The sequence below is a fragment of the Sphingobacterium sp. ML3W genome (assembly GCF_029542085.1).
GTDB lineage: Bacteria > Bacteroidota > Bacteroidia > Sphingobacteriales > Sphingobacteriaceae > Sphingobacterium.
Genome location: NZ_CP107036.1, coordinates 1745682 through 1762824 on the forward strand (window position 1 = coordinate 1745682; position 17143 = coordinate 1762824).

The window sequence follows — 17143 nt, forward strand, 5'->3', positions numbered from 1 at the left end:
ATCCATTTATAATAGATGCCAAATTGACCAAATCAATTTGGCATTTTTTTGACAGAATCCGTTAAAGTTTTTGTGAGCCAAAACCAGCCCATACCGGAAAGATGGAAACGCTCATAATAAATGACAAGCTTTTAAAAAGCAAATTATTTGCATGAAAAAAATCATATCCATATACTTGGATTCCTTCAAAGGCCTTTCACAGGCCGCATGGCTCTTGGCAGTTGTTATGTTGATCAACAGAATGGGAAGTATGGTTATCCCCTTCCTAGGGCTCTATATGACACAGGTCCTTCATTTTGATATCAAACAAGTTGGTATTGTGCTTATGAGCTATGGCATAGGCTCAGTTTGCGGCTCCTACATCGGTGGATGGTTGACAGATCGGATTGGTAGCTTTAAGGTGCAATTCGGTAGTTTAGTATTGGCTTCGCCACTATTTTTATTGATTCCTTTATTTAAAGAGGTTCAATCACTGTCTATCATGATCTTTACACTAAGTCTAATTTTTGATGCATTTAGACCTGCAAATTCTGTTTCTGTTGCGAGTTACGCTAAACCCGAGAATATTACCCGAGCGTTTTCGCTCAACCGTTTAGCAATTAATCTAGGATTTTCAATCGGTCCTGCCGCCGCAGGCTTTCTGGCTACAATCTCGTTTAACTGGATATTCTATGGAAATTCCTTTGCAGTGATGTGTGCTGCAGTAATTTTCTTTATCTTCTTTAATAAAAGACAAAAAAGAACAGATGTAAAAGCAAAAAAAGAAGCATTGGCAAACAGCAATATAATCGTAAAACAAAGTCGCAATCCTTATACCGATATTCCCTTTGTATTATTTAATATATTTTGCTGCATTTTCTCGTTCTGCTTTTTCCAGCTAATTACGACATTACCGATATTTTATCGTGAAGTACACCACCTGGATGATCATCAGATCGGATTTCTCCTAGGTTGGAGTGGTTTTGTGATTGTGCTATTGGAGATGTTTGTCGTCCATGTCGCCGAAAAGAGGTTCTCACTGATTAGTACATTGGTGTTTGGTACAGTTTTATGCGCCCTCTCCTACGCCATGTTAAATTACATGGGTGGACTAGGCTGGTTATATTTCACATTTTTTATCTTCGGTCTTGGCGAAATGCTGACACTTCCCTTTATGGCGACCGTATCTGTCAATCGTTCTACACCCAAAACTCAGGGAGCATATATGGGATTCAACTCCCTAGCTTTCTCTGCCGCAAATATCTTTTCACCATTGCTAGGAACTTCTATTGTTGACTCCTTTGGTTTTACAACATTGTGGTGGGCCACAGCACTGACCCTGTCCTTTACAGGACTCGGCTTTTACCTTGTGCTGAAATGGATGCGCTAAATAATAAAAGGGACATTTCATTTGAAATGTCCCTTTTATTATTTAAATAAGATCGATGGATTTTCTTACCAGATCTTAATACGCTTATCTGTAGGGATAAACATTTTATCGCCATCTTTCGTTTCCCAGGCAGCATGGAATGCATCCAAATTGATGATCGGAGCGAATGCCCTATATTGTGCAGGAGAATGTGGGTCCGTCTTCACCTGATTCACAACAAATTCATCCGTTGTCTTCGTTCTCCAAATGGTAGCCCAAGAAAGGAAGAAACGTTGATTCTGTGTAAAACCATCGATTAAACCAGGATTTCCTTTGTCTTTTAAATACAACTGTAGTGCATCAAAAGCGACCGAAGAACCACCCAAATCACCAATATTCTCACCTAAAGTGAAACGGCCATTTACAAAAACTCCCGGAACGGGCTCATAAGCTTCAAATTGTTTGACCAACGCATTCGCTGCGGCTTCAAATTTAGCCTTATCACCATCAGTCCACCAGTTGTTCAAATTGCCATTACCATCGTATTTTGCACCCTGATCATCAAAACCATGAGACAACTCATGTCCTATGACTGCACCGATGCCACCAAAATTAACCGCTGCATCGGCTTTGTAATCATAAAACGGAGGCTGAAGAATTGCTGCCGGAAATACGATTTCGTTAAACAATGGACTATAATAAGCATTGACAGTCTGTGGTGTCATTCCCCATTCAGATTTATCAACTGGCTTACCTTGTTTTGCAAGGTTCTCATAAAAAGCCCACTTGCTGGATGATAAAACATTCGCGTAAAGCGATGTTCCAATATCAAGCTTGCTATAATCCTTCCATTTGTCCGGATAACCGATCTTCACTTTAAACTTCGACAACTTTTCGAGCGCCTTCACTTTTGTATCTGCGGACATCCATGTTAGACCATTGATATGTTGCCCGAATGCTTTTACAAGATAACTTACCAGCTCCTCCGCATCCGCTTTGGCTTTTGGTGGAAAATTCTCCTTCACATATAACTTACCCAAAAGCTCCCCAGCGATAGAATTAACAAACTCTACCCCTCGTTTGTCCAGTGCACGTTGTTCTTTCTGCCCTTTTAACTTACGACCCCAAAAATCAAAAGAAAGATCATTTAATTCCTGAGTTGTATACGAAGCAGCGGTGTTTAATAAGTGAAATGTCAAGATATCTTTAATAATCGGAAGGTTCGCCGGATTGAAGATTTTATCTAAATTTTCATAGTATTTTAGTTCTGGCACAATAACGGTATCAGCTTTGAATCCAACGTCGCTCAGATATTTAGCAATGTCAACGTTTTTTACCATCTTTTTCAAATCAGCAACCGCCACCGGATTATAGCGGCCATTTGCATCACGCGACTGTTCGACAGTTTTTAGATTAGCAGCCAATTCTTTTTCAAATGCAACAATTTTTGGACCTTTTAGATCTCTTGTGCGTTGCCCCGATTTGGCGTAAAGCGCAGAGATATATTCCGAATAATCCTTTAACGTCTCTTCATTCTTTTGATCCTTAACTTGGTAATAAGAACGGCCTAAGCCTAGACTTCCACCACCCAAATAAACCGTATTGACATTAGAATTTTTGAGATGCGCATAAACATATCCGCCAAAGAAAGGGTTTCCTCCTATAGGAGCCACTTCTACCAGATATTTATACAGATCATCAAAATTCTTTATCGCATTAATTTTTGTCAAGTAGGGCTGAACAGGTTCTAATCCCAATTTGTCACGCGTCTTCGTATCTACAAAAGACCGGTACAGATCACCTATTTTCTGATTATCTGTTCCTTTTGTAAACTGGCCCGATAACGATTCCTGTAACACTTTCAGTGTAGCGATGTCTGTATTTTCACGCAACTCATCAAAAGAGCCCCAACGTGCCTTATCCGACGGAATTTTAACCGTTTTCATCCATTGACCATTCACAAAATTATAGAAATCATCCTGCGGACGAACACTTTTATCCATGTAATTTACATTGATTGCATTATTTTGCGCATGGCCGGCCAAAGAACCACATGCCAACAAAGCAGCCAAAAGTATATTTCTCTTCATATAAATTTTAGTTTGTTATGTATCTACACAAACTTAAGAAAAGTTTCGCTATTGTTCCTAACACAAAACATAGTTTTGCAGACAACTGAAATAGTAGATATTACACTATGTCTGTCTTTTGTTTTGAGTCGATTTACGGAGCAGGAGAAAGAAAATCACCAGGAAGAGTGCCACTCCACCCAACCAAATCCAGGGGTTGGCATACCACAACGTGCCGTTTGCCTCCTTGAGCTTTTGATTTTCCTCAATCGGCACCTCCGCATGAAGTATAATAATTGAAAACAGCAAACAAAACAGTAAAGACATTCTTTTCATATGATCTACTTTATATAGATAGAATGCTCCGCAAGCCTATTTTGTTTGCTTAGGATAAAATTTGTGTTCAGTCTTTTTGTCTGATCTCCCCCAGATGAACGACATCTTTTAAATCAAAAGGCGTTTCTTGGTACACAAAATAGTTGAGCCAATTGTTAAATAACAAGTTAGCATGGCTCGTCCAACGCACCAAAGGTTGATTTTCTGGATTGTCATCTCTATAGTAGTTTGCAGGCATGCGAATGGCCTGGCCTTTTTCTAAATCCCTTTTATACTCTTCATCCAAAGTAAATGGTGCGTATTCAGAATGGCCGGTCAGATAAAATTCCCGACCACCGCGGGAAGATGCGATGGCAATACCTGCCTCAGGAGATTCGGAAAGAATTTCTACCCCGCTTTTAGCAAGTAAATCGTCTTTCTCCATAGTTGTATGCCGGCTATGAGGAATAAAAAACTCATCATCAAATCCACGAAATAACGGATGTCTTTTGTCGAGAGCAGTATGTTTGAATACACCAAAAAGCTTTTCGTCCAACGGTTTTTTCTCCACATCATAAAAATGATACAAGGCTGCCTGTGAAGCCCAACAGATATACAAGCTTGACGTTACATGTGTTCTTGCCCAGTCAAAGATCGTCTGAATTTCATTCCAATAGGTCACCTCCTCAAATCTGACCATCTCAACCGGAGCGCCTGTGATGATCATACCATCGTAGAAGTTTTCCTTCACTTCACTTAGGCTTTTATAAAACATCTCCAAGTGTTCCTCAGGAGTGTTTTTTGAAACGTGGGTTTCCAATCGAAGAAACTCCATCTCAACTTGCAAAGGATTATTGGAAAGTAAGCGGATAAAATCGGTCTCCGTTGTAATCTTAAGAGGCATCAGATTGAGGACCAAAACACGTAATGGTCTAATATCCTGCTCGTTTGCTCTTAGATCACTCATAACAAAGATATTTTCCTTTTTTAAAAGCTCTATCGCAGGAAGGTTATTAGGAAGTTTGACTGGCATATATAAATTTCTCCTTATACAATTAGCATGCAAAATTAACAAGAAAATGGCAGAATACTAAATGAAACCGCAAATTTAAGTTTGCACCAAAACATAGCTTTTTTCCCTTTCAGATCACTCTTCGGTTAATTGCCTTAGGGCTTTTTGAAACTTCGCCGAGCCAAAATTCATCCCGCCAACGTGCTTATTGACCAGTTTGCCCGCTTTATCTATGATAATGGTCGTGGGAATACTTGTCGTACTAAGATCTTTTGGTAAGGCGGAGTTCAGCTGATAGACCGGAAGACTATATTTTCTTTTCTTAAAAAACTTCTCTGAGTACTTCAGGTTACCGTCTACGTCCACCGATAAAAACACAATTCGGCTATTCCCTTGAAAGTCTTTATAGAGTTTGTCCAAAGAGGGCATTTCTGCTAAACAAGGTGAACACCATATCGCCCAAAAATTGATCAAAACAACTTTACCTTTGAGCTGATTCAACGAAATCACCTTGCCTTTACTATCTTTAAAACTAACTTCGTCATTTTTGAGTCGCAAGCCAGCAGACGTTGTCGGATCATTTCCATACGCATAACCCGATGTGTATGCAAATAGTAATAGCAGTAAGATGCTGATCGTAATGGATCCAACGCTGTTTTTTCTTCTCATATTGTTTCTTTCATGAAGCACACACAATCAACGTTTATTGTATAAATTGATTGTGTTCATCACTACACAAACTACAATAAAATTACATTTAATCTAGCATTTTAATTCAATATCCATGTCAGCAAATTGACCAAACTTGATGGTTTAAATACATCCTACTGATCCAATGCAGTCTATGAACACAAGAAAAAACTGCAAAATCAGAACATAATAAACTAAGCAGCTGGGAATTAAAGCTAACAAAAACAAATTGCTAATTAGTCACCATCCCATTTTTTGGAAAACGATCAATTGAATGCAATGATTTGTCTAAAAGTTATTACAAACAAATTGGCGGCTATGATTATTATATAGTATATAATAAGTAAATCAATATGAGCAAGGAAAAATCAATCCAGAAAATTGAGATCTATGGAAAAGTTTATCAGTATAGTTCCCTAAGAAATCTACCGGAGGGTGATATCGAACATCTGCCCTTCAGTATTCGGATTCTCCTGGAAAATGTCTTACGTAACCATGATGGATTTAGTATCACGGATGAGCATATCGGCACATTAATCAATTGGTCTCCTCAGCCGGTCGACAAAGATATTCCATTCAAACCGGCACGCATTCTCATGCAGGACTTTACCGGTGTCCCTGCAGTGGTAGATATGGCTTCTTTACGAGCAGAATTTGTTCGACATGGCAAAGATGGTCAAAAAATTAACCCAGCGATCCCCGTTGATCTGGTTATTGACCACTCCGTACAGGTAGATTATTTTGGCACCGAATATTCTTACGACAAAAATGTAGCATTGGAATATGAACGTAACCGTGAACGGTACGAGCTTCTGAAATGGGCTCAAAAAGGCTTAAAAAATTTCACTGTTGTCCCTCCGGGAATGGGAATCTGCCATCAGGTAAATTTAGAATATCTTGCCAAAGGTGTTATTCCCCGTGATAATTGGTTATTTCCCGACACCTTAGTTGGCACTGACTCCCACACCCCTATGGTCAATGGTATCGGTGTCCTGGGCTGGGGTGTTGGCGGTATCGAAGCCGAAGCAGCGATGTTAGGACAACCTATCTTCTTTACCTGTCCGGAGGTGATCGGACTTAAGCTCACAGGTCGTATTCCCGATATCTGTACAGCGACTGATATGGTTCTTTCCATCACGAAAATTCTACGGGATAAAGGTGTTGTCGGAAAATTTGTTGAAGTCTTTGGAGACGGATTAGATACACTGTCCGTCACAGACCGGGCCACCATCTCCAATATGTCACCTGAATTTGGCTGTACGGTCACCTATTTCCCGATAGACGACCGCACACTGGAATACATGCACAGCACCAATAGAACCGAGCAGGAAATCAAGATTGTAGAAGAGTACTGTAAACAAAATCTACTCTGGCGCACAGGAAAAGAACAGATCTTATACTCCTCCGTTGTCGAATTTAATCTAAGCACGCTCGAGCCCACAGTTTCAGGCCCCAAACGTCCACAGGACAAAATTTTGGTCAAGGATTTAAACAATAAGTTTTCACAACTACTCGATAGTGAGCACCATCGACAATACATCCCGATGCCACAACGTTCGGAATCAGCCTGGTTAGCAGATGGCGGATCGGGTACCGAATTTACTTTTGGGAAAGTACCTGTTGAACATGATTCACCACATCAAGTCATTTCAGAGTCTATACATGCGGTAAGAATAAAACACAATCATAAGGAATATATTGTTAGTGACGGTAGTATCGCTATTGCTGCAATTACAAGCTGTACAAATACCTCTAATCCAACAGTCATGATCGGTGCTGGCCTATTGGCCAGAAATGCTATTGAACGTGGGTTACGGACAAAATCCTGGGTAAAGACCTCCTTGGCGCCAGGTTCAAAAGTGGTCACACAGTACCTTGAACGATCGGGGCTCAATGCAGATCTTGACGCGCTCAGATTCCACACTGTAGGCTACGGATGTACCTCCTGTATCGGAAATTCAGGCCCACTCCCACCACAAATTGCCGAAGCAGTTGAGAAAGGTGAGTTGATTGTCGCCTCAGTATTGTCAGGGAATAGAAACTTTGAAGCACGGGTCCATCCACAGGTAAAAATGAATTTTCTGATGTCTCCCATGCTGGTTGTTGCCTATGCCCTTGTTGGTCGCGTGGACATCAATTTGATGGAAGACCCTCTTGATTATGACCCGAATGGACAACCCGTTTATTTGAAAGATATCTGGCCAAGTCGCGAAGAAATTACCAAAACAGTCAACGAATGCGTCAAACAATCTGATTTCCAGGAGGTCTACGACGTTATCTTTGACGGTTCCACGGATTGGCAGGATCTAGCAGTCAATCTTGATCAGAACTATCAGTGGGATGACACATCGACATATATCAAAGAATCCCCATTTTTTGAGAACTTACAGGCTGCTCCGGCACCTATTCAGGACATTCAGAATGCAAGAGTCTTACTTTATTTGGGAGACTCAGTCACAACGGACCATATTTCTCCTGCCGGATCTTTTAAAGAAGAGACCGCCGCTGGAAAATACCTCAAGTCTCACCAGGTCAATAAAGAAGACTTCAACTCCTATGGCTCCAGACGCGGTAATCATGAAGTCATGATGCGTGGCACCTTCGCCAATGTGCGGATTAAAAATAAAATTACCGACCAGGAAGGCGGTTTTAGTAGGTATTTCCCGACGAATGAAGTAAAAACAGTATACGATACTGCAATGGAATATCGCAAAACAGATACGCCTTTGATTGTCTTAGCGGGAAAAGAATATGGATCGGGCTCATCCCGTGACTGGGCAGCCAAAGGCACTTTTCTCCTTGGTGTACGGGCTGTGATTGCCGAAAGTTTTGAACGCATACATCGCAGTAATCTTGTCGGTATGGGCGTAGCTCCACTCGTTTTTATCAATGGAGAAAATGCTGAAACACTCGGACTTGATGGCACTGAAATCTATACCATCACTGGCTTAGCAAATGAGCTAACACCACATAAACTGTTAGATGTAAAAGCTGTCCACGACAATGGGAAGACAACAACATTTCAAGTCAAAGCGAGACTGGATTCAGCCATAGAAATAGAATACTTCAAGAATGATGGTATCTTACAATATGTACTAAGACAATATTTAAAAAACAATTAGTGTTGACCTTGCTGAAGAAGCATGAATGAACAAATAGAAAAAGGGCGCCATTAGACGGCGCCCCTTTCACAACCTATATAAAAACCTACCAGAGTTCTATTAGACGATATTTCCAGCCACCGCATATACAACGATGCAACTACGCCAAAGTTACACCCTTTAACACCTGTTTTTCCTCCCTGAAGTCAGCCATTTTTTATCAACTCCCCTTTCATTATCCATGATAAAAATGTATTTTCGCAGGTAATCAATCCCAATATTTACGCAGCAGAAAAATCATGGATGAACTGGTAGAACAGACGATTTCTAAAGTAAGCTTCAATAGCGAATTGCAGCAAATTAAAGAATTTTATAAATGCACGTTTGAATATTGCGATTTCCAAAATGCCGCATTGGTAGATCTGATCTTTACAGATTGTGAATTTAAATCCTGCAATTTATCCAACATTAAGCTCAAGGGTACTCAATTGGATCACATCCTTTTTCAGGACTGTAAGATGTTGGGGATACAATTCAACGAATGCAGTTCATTCTCTTTCCATATAGAAGTGAAAAATAGCATGCTCGACTATGCTTCTTTTTTTGAACGAAATATGAAGAAATTCAAATTTGAACAGTGTTCATTACAGCATGTCGATTTTGAAAAAGCGAACCTTCAACAGGTAATCTTTAAAGATTGCGACTTTCTGCGTGCCCGATTTGAACAATGCAACCTGGAAGGTTGTGATTTTCGTACCTCCATGAATATCCAGCTGGATCCAGAAACAAATCGTATGAAAAAGAGCAAATTTGAATCAGAGCAATTACCCGGTTTGCTCGCCAAATATCAATTGCTGATCGACTGATAAGATTTTATATCATCAGGCTCCAGAAGAAATCTTTAGCAGGAAATTACGAAATAACGGATTTCAGGGATAAAAGAGCCTATTCTAAATCATCATATTTGCCTATCAATTTTAGGTAGATGAAAATATCATGCCCCTACAATAGCGAATATACCTTGCGCATATGAGCTCATGATAATTTCCTCACCAAAAAAAGCAAATTTATACAGATGAAAAAAACATTCTTATCATTCGCCGTATTAATGGCTGCCAGTACGGTATCTTTCGCGCAGGTCAATAAGGCATTTAAAATTAGTTATGCTATTGTATTCGCAAACAACAGTGGCGGCACGGAGCAAGAAGGCCCTGTTTCCCTTTATGAAGCATATGTCAGCAACGACAAGATAAAAGTTATATCTTCGGCGGAGGGACAAGAGTCCATTTTTCTTGCGAAAAAGAATGAAGATAAATCAACGATCCTTTATCCCTCCCTATCGAAATACACCGTACACGAAGAGGACGCAACCTCCTTCTCCATAAAATTAGTTCCCGGTCAAACTAAAACCATTGCGGGTTATCCTTGCAAATTGGCACAGATTGAGCTCCCCAATATGGAAGATATCGAAGGTAATACCAACTTGTCCATCTGGTATAGCGAGAAGCTACCTGTTATCTATTGGGAAGGTTTTGATATCTTCAAAAAAATTCCAGGCGCTGTACTTCAGGTAACCACACCTCTTGGTGTAGATATTGTCGCACAAAGTGTCGCAAACAGTCAGTTAAATGACAATGACTTTATTGTTCCCGAAGACTATGATCAAGTGGAATCTATCTACGAAGAAAGCCAAGAAGGTGAGGAAAGCAATCAAATGGCCGAAAACCTTTACCTATTTGAAGACAGTACCTCAGGTCTTATGGGATTGCAAGATAATACGCAACAAATCATCGTGCCTGCCCAATATCATTACATTACACCATTTGTAGGTGAAATCAGTGTGGTCCAGTTTAAAAATGAGAAATATGGTGCAATCAACCTTGCAGGAAAAGCAGTTATCCCCTTTCAATACGAATATTTAAGCTATGATGATAATTCGGGACAATTTCTATTCGGTCTAAAAGAAAAATATGGGATACTTGACAAGGCAGGTAAAGTCCTTATTCCGGCAAATTACGATATGATCTCCTTTATCAATGGTGGTTACGCTGTTTTTCAACAAAATGAAAAATATGGCATTTTAAATCAAGCAGGGAAAATCATTGTACCGGCTAGCTATAGTTTCATTTCCGAGAATAATGGCACACATTTTATTAGTGTCGAAAATGACAAATACAGTCTCGTTGATATTAAAACAAACAAAACATTGGCTCCAGCTTACGATTTTATTTCAATAACCGAAGAACCGAATCTTTTCCTTGCGAGTAAAGACGGCAAATACGGCTATTTAAATGGTCAGGGAAAAATTGCCATTCCTTTTATCTACAGCGGTGCAACAGCATTTAGCGATGGTGTAGCATCCGTCTCGAAAGAAGGCTCAGATGACGTCATTCTAATCAATACAAAAGGTGAACAGGTCGAATTGGATGCAGCTGCTGAAGCGGTAGCCGAAGAAATCTAAAGCATAACAGGCTATTCAAAAAATAATGGCTGGTAAAGATTACCAGCCCTATTTTTTTTATCTATTTACGCTATTAATTCGCGCTTACCGTCTTCTTTTTGCCGAAAATTTTCTTACCTACTGTAAAAAGTAGCACCGCGATAATACCACCGCCCAAGCCGAACAAAAATTCCTTAGCCATAACTGGAAAATTAGGTAATGCATGGTGTAGAAAATCTATATAATGCGAAAAGATACCACCCGAAACCAAAATCAAGGCAATCGTACCTACCACAGCCAATAATTTGATAATAAAAGGCAAAGCGCGAACCAGCAATCTGCCTAAACTGGCCAATGGTCCTTTTTCCTTCGCACTTTTAATCAACTTATATCCAGCATCATCCATCCTGACAATCAATGCTACAATGCCATAAACACCAACTGTAGCAAGTAAAGCAACCACACAAACAGTAATGATTTGCAAGGTCAGACTTTTATCAAGTACCGTTCCCAATGCAATAATCACGATTTCCACAGAAAGAATAAAATCAGTCGTAATAGCTGCCTTGATTTTTGACTTTTCGGCCTCCGTATTATTCTCTTCGATAACCTCCTCAACATTGGGTTCACCAGTCTGATGTTTACGGTGGAACAAATACTCAATAATCTTTTCAACCCCTTCAAAGGCCAGATAAAATCCACCCAAGATCAAGATATATTTGATGGCTATTGGAAAAAAGACATTCAGTAGTAAAGCTATGGGAACGATAATCAGTTTATTCACTAAAGATCCCTTTGTAATGGCCCACAGAACGGGCAATTCCCTAGATGCTAAGAATCCGGTAGCTTTCTCCGCATTCACGGCCAAATCATCACCCAAAATTCCAGCTGTTTTTTTTGTTGCTATCTTACTAGCAACTGCAACATCATCCATTAAAGCCGCAATATCATCTAATATTGCAAATATTCCTGAAGCCATATTTATTAAAAATTTGAACGTAAAAATATAAATTTAATTCAATTCCCAAATAAGTAATTTAATTGGATTACAATAATCGACTATAAACAGATTTATTTTAATTGTGTATTTTAGATTCAAATTATACCAAATATGAAAAAGTCACTTTCAGCTACGGATCAGGCAGCATTATACAAAGTGCTGAAGCAGCGGTTTGATACGAATATGAACAGACATCAGGATCTTGTATGGGAGCAGATACAACATAAACTGGAAGAAAACCCGACCAAGATCTGGAGCCTACATCAAATGGAGCAGAGTGGTGGCGAACCTGATGTTATCGGAATAGATCCCGTTAATGCTGCTTATTTGTTTGTTGACTGTGCCGAGGAAACCCCAAAAGGAAGAAGGAGTTTGTGTTTCGACCAGTCCGCATTGGATTCCAGAAAGGAAAATAAACCGGTAGGCAGTGCCATGGAAACAGCTAAACAGATGGGAGTCGAATTGCTAACGGAAGAACAATATCGACAGTTACAAACGCTGGGGCAATTTGACCTGAAAACATCAAGCTGGATACAGACACCGTCCGATATCCGTAAACTCGGAGGCGCCCTATTCTGTGACCGCCGTTATGATCATGTTTTCACCTACCACAATGGCGCTATCTCCTACTATGCCGCGCGTGGCTTTCGAGCAGTATTATACGTTTAACCAAAAAGGAATAACAAGCTAACTTAAAATAGATTACATCAAAAATGAAACAGTCTATCATCTTATGGCTTAGCCTCATCTGCATCTTGTTTTCGCGATCAGTATTCGCGCAAGCCCCCTTTCCCGCGTTTCTCCAGGGCACCTGGAAAGTAGCCGATAAAGAACGCTATGAACACTGGGATCGCATGAGCGACGGTGAATTAAAGGGTGTTTCTTACAGCATTAAAAATGACCAAAAAATCGTCAGTGAGTATCTGAAAATCAAAAAACTCGGCGACAAAGTTATTTACACCGCTTTGGTAATCGGTCAAAATAATGGAAGAGAAATAGACTTTGAATTGACTTTTAAGGATAGCACCTATTCGTTTATCAATGAGCACCACGATTTTCCCAACCGAATACGTTATAAACAGCTTGCCGGAGACCGTATTCATATTTCAGTTGAAGGGAAATCCGGAAAAGCACATGCTTTTTATGTCCACAATATAAAAAATGACAGTCTGAGTGAAAACCCCAATTATGATCGCGACTTAGCTGCCAAGTTGGGCGCTGACGACTATGGTATGAAAAGTTATATTTTCGTGCTGTTAAAAACTGGCCAAAATAAAACCACAGATAAACAACTGATCAGCGAAAGCTTTAAAGGACATATGGAAAATATTGGCCGTTTGGTCAAGAATGGGCAGTTGATTGTAGCTGGCCCATTTGGAAAAAATGACAGTGGATTTCGAGGTCTTTTTATCCTCAATAAGGTTGCAACAATTGAACAGGCCAAAGAAATACTTCAAACAGATCCAGCAATTAAAAATGGTCTTTTGGAACCCTTATACTATTCTTGGTACGGCTCAGCAGCATTATCCGAATACCTACCTTTTTCTGAAAAAATATGGAAAAAAGAACATTGATTTACTACCATTCATAAGATTTGGGATCCATTGGGAAGAATCTATTTTTTTCACTCCAGCATTCCCTAATGACAAGCTGTTGTCAGCTGTCAAATCTATTTTTGAGAAAAATATAAAACGCATGGAAAATAGATCTATACCTTCTTTCAATATTATTGGAATTGCTATACGTACAAGCAATCAGAACAATCAAGCCGCCAAAGATATTCGTGAACTATGGGCCCGGTTTTTCGAAAATGATATCATGAACCGGATTCCAAATAAAGTATCCAATGAGCTCTATTGTGTTTACACAGAATACGAAAGGGATCACACCTTGCCCTACACAACTTTATTAGGTTGTAAGGTTGCTCATCTTGATGATCTCCCGGAAGATATGGATGGCATACGCATCGAAGAAAGTCTGTATCACCATGTTGAGGCTGAAGGAAACCTGGCGGCAGGTATTGTTTACGATGCCTGGTTAAACATCTGGGAAGCCGATCTTCCAAGAGCATTTTCAGCAGATTTTGAAATATACGGTGAGAAAGCACAAAACCCAGAGCAGGCAAAGGTTGATATTTTCATTGCACTCCAATAGCCAAAGATTTCGTTACATCATTCAGGGCAAAAACAGTCAAGCCTGTTAAAGCCCTGACAACTTTTATTTACTTTCTAGTGAATGTAACAAAACGTATGTCAGACCTCTCTTGCATTTATTTTAGCCAAAATATCTTTTACCTTTGTGCCGATTTAATTAAACTAAAATGCAGGACACCACAGCCCACCGTAAGAAAATCGTACGATACAGCTACATAAAATTAATCGGAAGTTCAGTTTTCGTAAGCCTGCTATGTTGCCTGCTCGCTTACAGCCTGAAACATATTACCGGATATGTACAGGAAAAAATAGCTGAAGGCGTTTTAAACTGGGATCCTAGACTATTTATCCTATTACCAAGTGTAGGAATTACAGCGATATATTTTCTACGAAAGTATGCTTTTCAAAACCGGAAAAACAAAGGAATCAAGGAGATTTACACAACGCTGGAAACACGAAAGGATCATTTGCCTTTTTTCAAAATACCATCCCACTATATCAACGGCTTTTTGACCGTTATTTTTGGCGGATCAACTGGTATTGAAGTTTCTACTGTAGTAGCCACAGCCACTGTAGGAAACCAGGCCTATAAGCGTCTTCACCCTGCTTGGGCCTATAAAACAGAACTGATCTGCGCGGGCGTTATTGCCGGTGTAACACTATTGTTTGGCAGTGCGCTTGGTGGCTTGTTATTTGCCTTTGAAGTCATCGCCAGAAAATACAACAAAACACTATTGATCAGTGGCATCAGTTCCATGTTGGTCGCCTCGCTATTCGTACACTATATGGATGACAGTCCTTTGTTCAACTTTGCAGCGAAGCAATGGCAATGGCAGGCCGTCCCTTTTATCGTCTTACTAGGCCTAATCGCTGGTCTATTAGCCTTGTATTTCACTAAAATTGTGATCTATGCAAAATCTTTCTTTGCCGGAATAAAGAATAATTTTATCCGGGTCAATTTGGGAGCCATTACAGTGGGAATCTTGATCTTCTTTTTGCCAGCCCTATATGGCGACAGCTATCACGGTCTCGGAGAAATCCTGGAAAGTAGTTTACATGGATCTATCAATTGGCTCTACTTTCTTCCGTTACTGCTATTAGTCCTATTAAAACCGCTTGCAGCAGCACTTACCCTAGGGGCTAGTGGTGATGGAGGTGTCTTCGCCCCCAGTATTGTAACAGGCGCACTTTTAGGTGTATTTTTTGCGCAACTGTGCAATCACTATCTGGGCACCCATCTTATTGTCATTAATTTTGCACTATTTGGAGCCGCAGCGATGCTTTCTGCTGCCATCCATGCACCATTTACTGCGATTTTCATTATTGCCAGCATCGTCCCTTCAGGTTATCTACTATTTGCACCCTTATTAGTGGTAAGTGTCATCGCCAAAATACTTTCCAAAAGGATCTATCCTTATAATGTATATACCTACAAGGAAGTCGCCCATAACTAACAGCCAGCATTGACTTCAAGGGGTCTGTCTCCAAATTGAAAATACTAACAGACAAGAAAAAGGATCAAAATTCATTAAGAATTTGATCCTTTTATTTAATTTAATAAAGCTTCAAAATACCCCTAATCTTCGCGGCTACCATCATCAGCCATACGGACAATTTTTGGTGAGAACTTTGCGACGACGTCCACCAACTCCTCTTGCGAGGCCATGACGGTATGGATGTCTTTGTAGGCCATGGGTGCTTCATCCATCCCGGCTCCCAAAAGTGTAATCCCCCGATCAGCAAGCATATCTTTCAACTCAGCAGCGGAAAGCGTCTTGATTGCTTGTGTACGGCTCATCAATCGTCCTGCACCATGAGATGCCGATTGGATAGCAGCCATCTCCCCTTTTCCGCGCACCAGAAATCCAGGAGTAGCCATGGAACCCGGGATAATTCCCATTACGCCTTTTGCCGCAGGAGTAGCTCCTTTTCGGTGTACCACAACCTCCCGGTCATTCCAGGTCTCTTTCCATGCAAAATTATGATGGTTTTCAATTTTGGCTAGTAACTCCGCCCCCAAAGCATCTTTGATCTTGTCATGAATAACTTCATGGCAGGCCGAAGCATAATCACCAGCCAGATTCATTGCCAACCAATATTCTTGTCCTTCCATTGTATTTAAATCCAGATAAGCCAGATTTTGAGCTTGATAGGGTAACTTACATAAAGTCTTCGCCAATTTGGTGTAATGAGCAGCCACAGTTGCGCCTAGACCCCGGGATCCCGAATGTGTCAACAAACCCAGGTAAAGTCCTTTCTCAATGTTCAGCACCTCGTCCTTTTCAACAAACTCCACAATCCCAAATTCCACAAAGTGATTCCCTCCACCGGAAGAACCTAACTGTGTCCATGCCTTATCTTTTAAGGATTTAAGCAGATCATTTTCTGCAAACAATTTATTGTCCAGGACGGCATGATCCACACGTTCATGCTTCAGATAGCCATTTCCGGCACCAAATCGCGTATGTTTCAGAATAGTCTCTTTTAATGTCGCCGCATCTGTATCCAATAAGGATGCTGGCAGATCAAAGATGGACAAAGCCATTCGGCAACCAATATCAACGCCAACTCCGTAAGGAATTACAGCATTATCAGTGGCCAATACACCGCCGATCGGCAGTCCGTACCCTTGATGGGCATCGGGCATCAAAGCGCCAGCAACAGTAACCGGCAGCTTCATGGCTACTTTCATCTGTTCTTTAGCTCCTGCTTCTATTCCGGACGCGCCATAAATCGTATACTCCACAGGATCTTCATTCAAAGCAATTAATGTGGCATCAACAACATCCTGTCCTAATATGGCCTCTGCCAACACACTGAAAATAGTATCTTCAGTATACGCTGTTGGATTTTCCAGCACAGATTTAAATTTGGCTAACATTTCTGCTCGCGTAAAACCATGTCGCTTGCTGTTGATTTTCAACGCAGCACCCAATGTATGGTTCTCTTTATATCCTAATGCAATCAGATCATTGCCATTAATTCTTTTATTTTCCATTTTCATCTTTTTTAACA

14 protein-coding genes are annotated in these 17143 nt (G+C 40.4%); 8 read left to right on the top strand and 6 right to left on the bottom strand.

Annotated elements, in window-relative coordinates:
• Positions 1-151 precede the first annotated feature (151 nt).
• Positions 152-1369, top strand: coding sequence for an MFS transporter (locus tag OGI71_RS07500; RefSeq protein ID WP_120257846.1), 1218 nt, complete (start codon positions 152-154; stop codon positions 1367-1369).
• Positions 1370-1434: 65 nt separating this feature from the next.
• On the opposite strand, the gene OGI71_RS07505 is transcribed toward OGI71_RS07500, so the two are convergent.
• From OGI71_RS07505 to OGI71_RS07520, 4 genes are all read right to left on the bottom strand, one after another.
• A complete protein-coding gene (locus OGI71_RS07505; protein ID WP_120257847.1) occupies positions 1435-3438 on the bottom strand; it encodes a M13 family metallopeptidase in 2004 nt (667 codons plus the stop codon).
• 105 nt (positions 3439-3543) lie between these two features.
• Entirely contained in the window at positions 3544-3753 is a 210-nt protein-coding gene (locus OGI71_RS07510) for a hypothetical protein (RefSeq protein WP_257090206.1), read from the bottom strand.
• 67 nt (positions 3754-3820) lie between these two features.
• Positions 3821-4765: a homoserine O-succinyltransferase gene (gene metA / locus OGI71_RS07515; protein ID WP_259179007.1), complete on the bottom strand. Its 945-nt coding sequence runs from the start codon at positions 4763-4765 to the stop codon at positions 3821-3823.
• A gap of 114 nt (positions 4766-4879) precedes the next feature.
• Complete coding sequence (locus tag OGI71_RS07520; RefSeq protein ID WP_282254779.1) at positions 4880-5413, bottom strand: TlpA disulfide reductase family protein; 534 nt, start codon at positions 5411-5413, stop codon at positions 4880-4882.
• A 374-nt stretch (positions 5414-5787) separates the two neighbouring features.
• Here OGI71_RS07520 and acnA point away from each other — a divergent pair, with 374 nt between their 5' ends.
• From acnA to OGI71_RS07535, 3 genes are all read left to right on the top strand, one after another.
• Positions 5788-8556, top strand: coding sequence for an aconitate hydratase AcnA (gene acnA, locus OGI71_RS07525; RefSeq protein WP_282254781.1), 2769 nt, complete (start codon positions 5788-5790; stop codon positions 8554-8556).
• A gap of 278 nt (positions 8557-8834) precedes the next feature.
• Positions 8835-9401, top strand: coding sequence for a pentapeptide repeat-containing protein (locus OGI71_RS07530; RefSeq protein WP_120257851.1), 567 nt, complete (start codon positions 8835-8837; stop codon positions 9399-9401).
• A gap of 209 nt (positions 9402-9610) precedes the next feature.
• A complete protein-coding gene (locus tag OGI71_RS07535) occupies positions 9611-10996 on the top strand; it encodes a WG repeat-containing protein (RefSeq protein WP_282254782.1) in 1386 nt (461 codons plus the stop codon).
• Between the two features lie 73 nt (positions 10997-11069).
• On the opposite strand, the gene OGI71_RS07540 is transcribed toward OGI71_RS07535, so the two are convergent.
• Complete coding sequence (locus OGI71_RS07540) at positions 11070-11954, bottom strand: DUF808 domain-containing protein (protein ID WP_282254783.1); 885 nt, start codon at positions 11952-11954, stop codon at positions 11070-11072.
• Between the two features lie 132 nt (positions 11955-12086).
• On the opposite strand from OGI71_RS07540, the gene OGI71_RS07545 reads away from it, so the two are divergent.
• The 4 genes from OGI71_RS07545 (at position 12087) to OGI71_RS07560 (ending at position 15582) form a co-directional block, all read left to right on the top strand.
• Complete coding sequence (locus OGI71_RS07545; RefSeq protein WP_282254784.1) at positions 12087-12644, top strand: DUF4256 domain-containing protein; 558 nt, start codon at positions 12087-12089, stop codon at positions 12642-12644.
• Positions 12645-12688: 44 nt separating this feature from the next.
• Positions 12689-13549: a DUF6265 family protein gene (locus OGI71_RS07550; RefSeq protein WP_282254785.1), complete on the top strand. Its 861-nt coding sequence runs from the start codon at positions 12689-12691 to the stop codon at positions 13547-13549.
• A gap of 121 nt (positions 13550-13670) precedes the next feature.
• Positions 13671-14129, top strand: a complete 459-nt coding sequence (locus tag OGI71_RS07555; RefSeq protein WP_282254786.1) for an effector binding domain-containing protein — start codon at positions 13671-13673, stop codon at positions 14127-14129.
• Positions 14130-14295: 166 nt separating this feature from the next.
• Entirely contained in the window at positions 14296-15582 is a 1287-nt protein-coding gene (locus OGI71_RS07560) for a chloride channel protein (protein WP_282254787.1), read from the top strand.
• Between the two features lie 122 nt (positions 15583-15704).
• Here OGI71_RS07560 and OGI71_RS07565 read toward each other — a convergent pair whose 3' ends face one another.
• Positions 15705-17126, bottom strand: a complete 1422-nt coding sequence (locus OGI71_RS07565; protein ID WP_282254788.1) for an RtcB family protein — start codon at positions 17124-17126, stop codon at positions 15705-15707.
• Positions 17127-17143: the final 17 nt, after the last annotated feature.

Excerpts from the sequence above, each read along its gene's own strand:
- OGI71_RS07500 (WP_120257846.1), top strand. The coding sequence starts at position 152 with ATGAAAAAAATCATATCCATATACTTGGATTCCTTCAAAGGCCTTTCA.
- OGI71_RS07505 (WP_120257847.1), bottom strand. The coding sequence starts at position 3,438 with ATGAAGAGAAATATACTTTTGGCTGCTTTGTTGGCATGTGGTTCTTTG.
- OGI71_RS07510 (WP_257090206.1), bottom strand. The coding sequence starts at position 3,753 with ATGAAAAGAATGTCTTTACTGTTTTGTTTGCTGTTTTCAATTATTATA.
- metA (WP_259179007.1), bottom strand. The coding sequence starts at position 4,765 with ATGCCAGTCAAACTTCCTAATAACCTTCCTGCGATAGAGCTTTTAAAA.
- OGI71_RS07520 (WP_282254779.1), bottom strand. The coding sequence starts at position 5,413 with ATGAGAAGAAAAAACAGCGTTGGATCCATTACGATCAGCATCTTACTG.
- acnA (WP_282254781.1), top strand. The coding sequence starts at position 5,788 with ATGAGCAAGGAAAAATCAATCCAGAAAATTGAGATCTATGGAAAAGTT.
- OGI71_RS07530 (WP_120257851.1), top strand. The coding sequence starts at position 8,835 with ATGGATGAACTGGTAGAACAGACGATTTCTAAAGTAAGCTTCAATAGC.
- OGI71_RS07535 (WP_282254782.1), top strand. The coding sequence starts at position 9,611 with ATGAAAAAAACATTCTTATCATTCGCCGTATTAATGGCTGCCAGTACG.
- OGI71_RS07540 (WP_282254783.1), bottom strand. The coding sequence starts at position 11,954 with ATGGCTTCAGGAATATTTGCAATATTAGATGATATTGCGGCTTTAATG.
- OGI71_RS07545 (WP_282254784.1), top strand. The coding sequence starts at position 12,087 with ATGAAAAAGTCACTTTCAGCTACGGATCAGGCAGCATTATACAAAGTG.
- OGI71_RS07550 (WP_282254785.1), top strand. The coding sequence starts at position 12,689 with ATGAAACAGTCTATCATCTTATGGCTTAGCCTCATCTGCATCTTGTTT.
- OGI71_RS07555 (WP_282254786.1), top strand. The coding sequence starts at position 13,671 with ATGGAAAATAGATCTATACCTTCTTTCAATATTATTGGAATTGCTATA.
- OGI71_RS07560 (WP_282254787.1), top strand. The coding sequence starts at position 14,296 with ATGCAGGACACCACAGCCCACCGTAAGAAAATCGTACGATACAGCTAC.
- OGI71_RS07565 (WP_282254788.1), bottom strand. The coding sequence starts at position 17,126 with ATGGAAAATAAAAGAATTAATGGCAATGATCTGATTGCATTAGGATAT.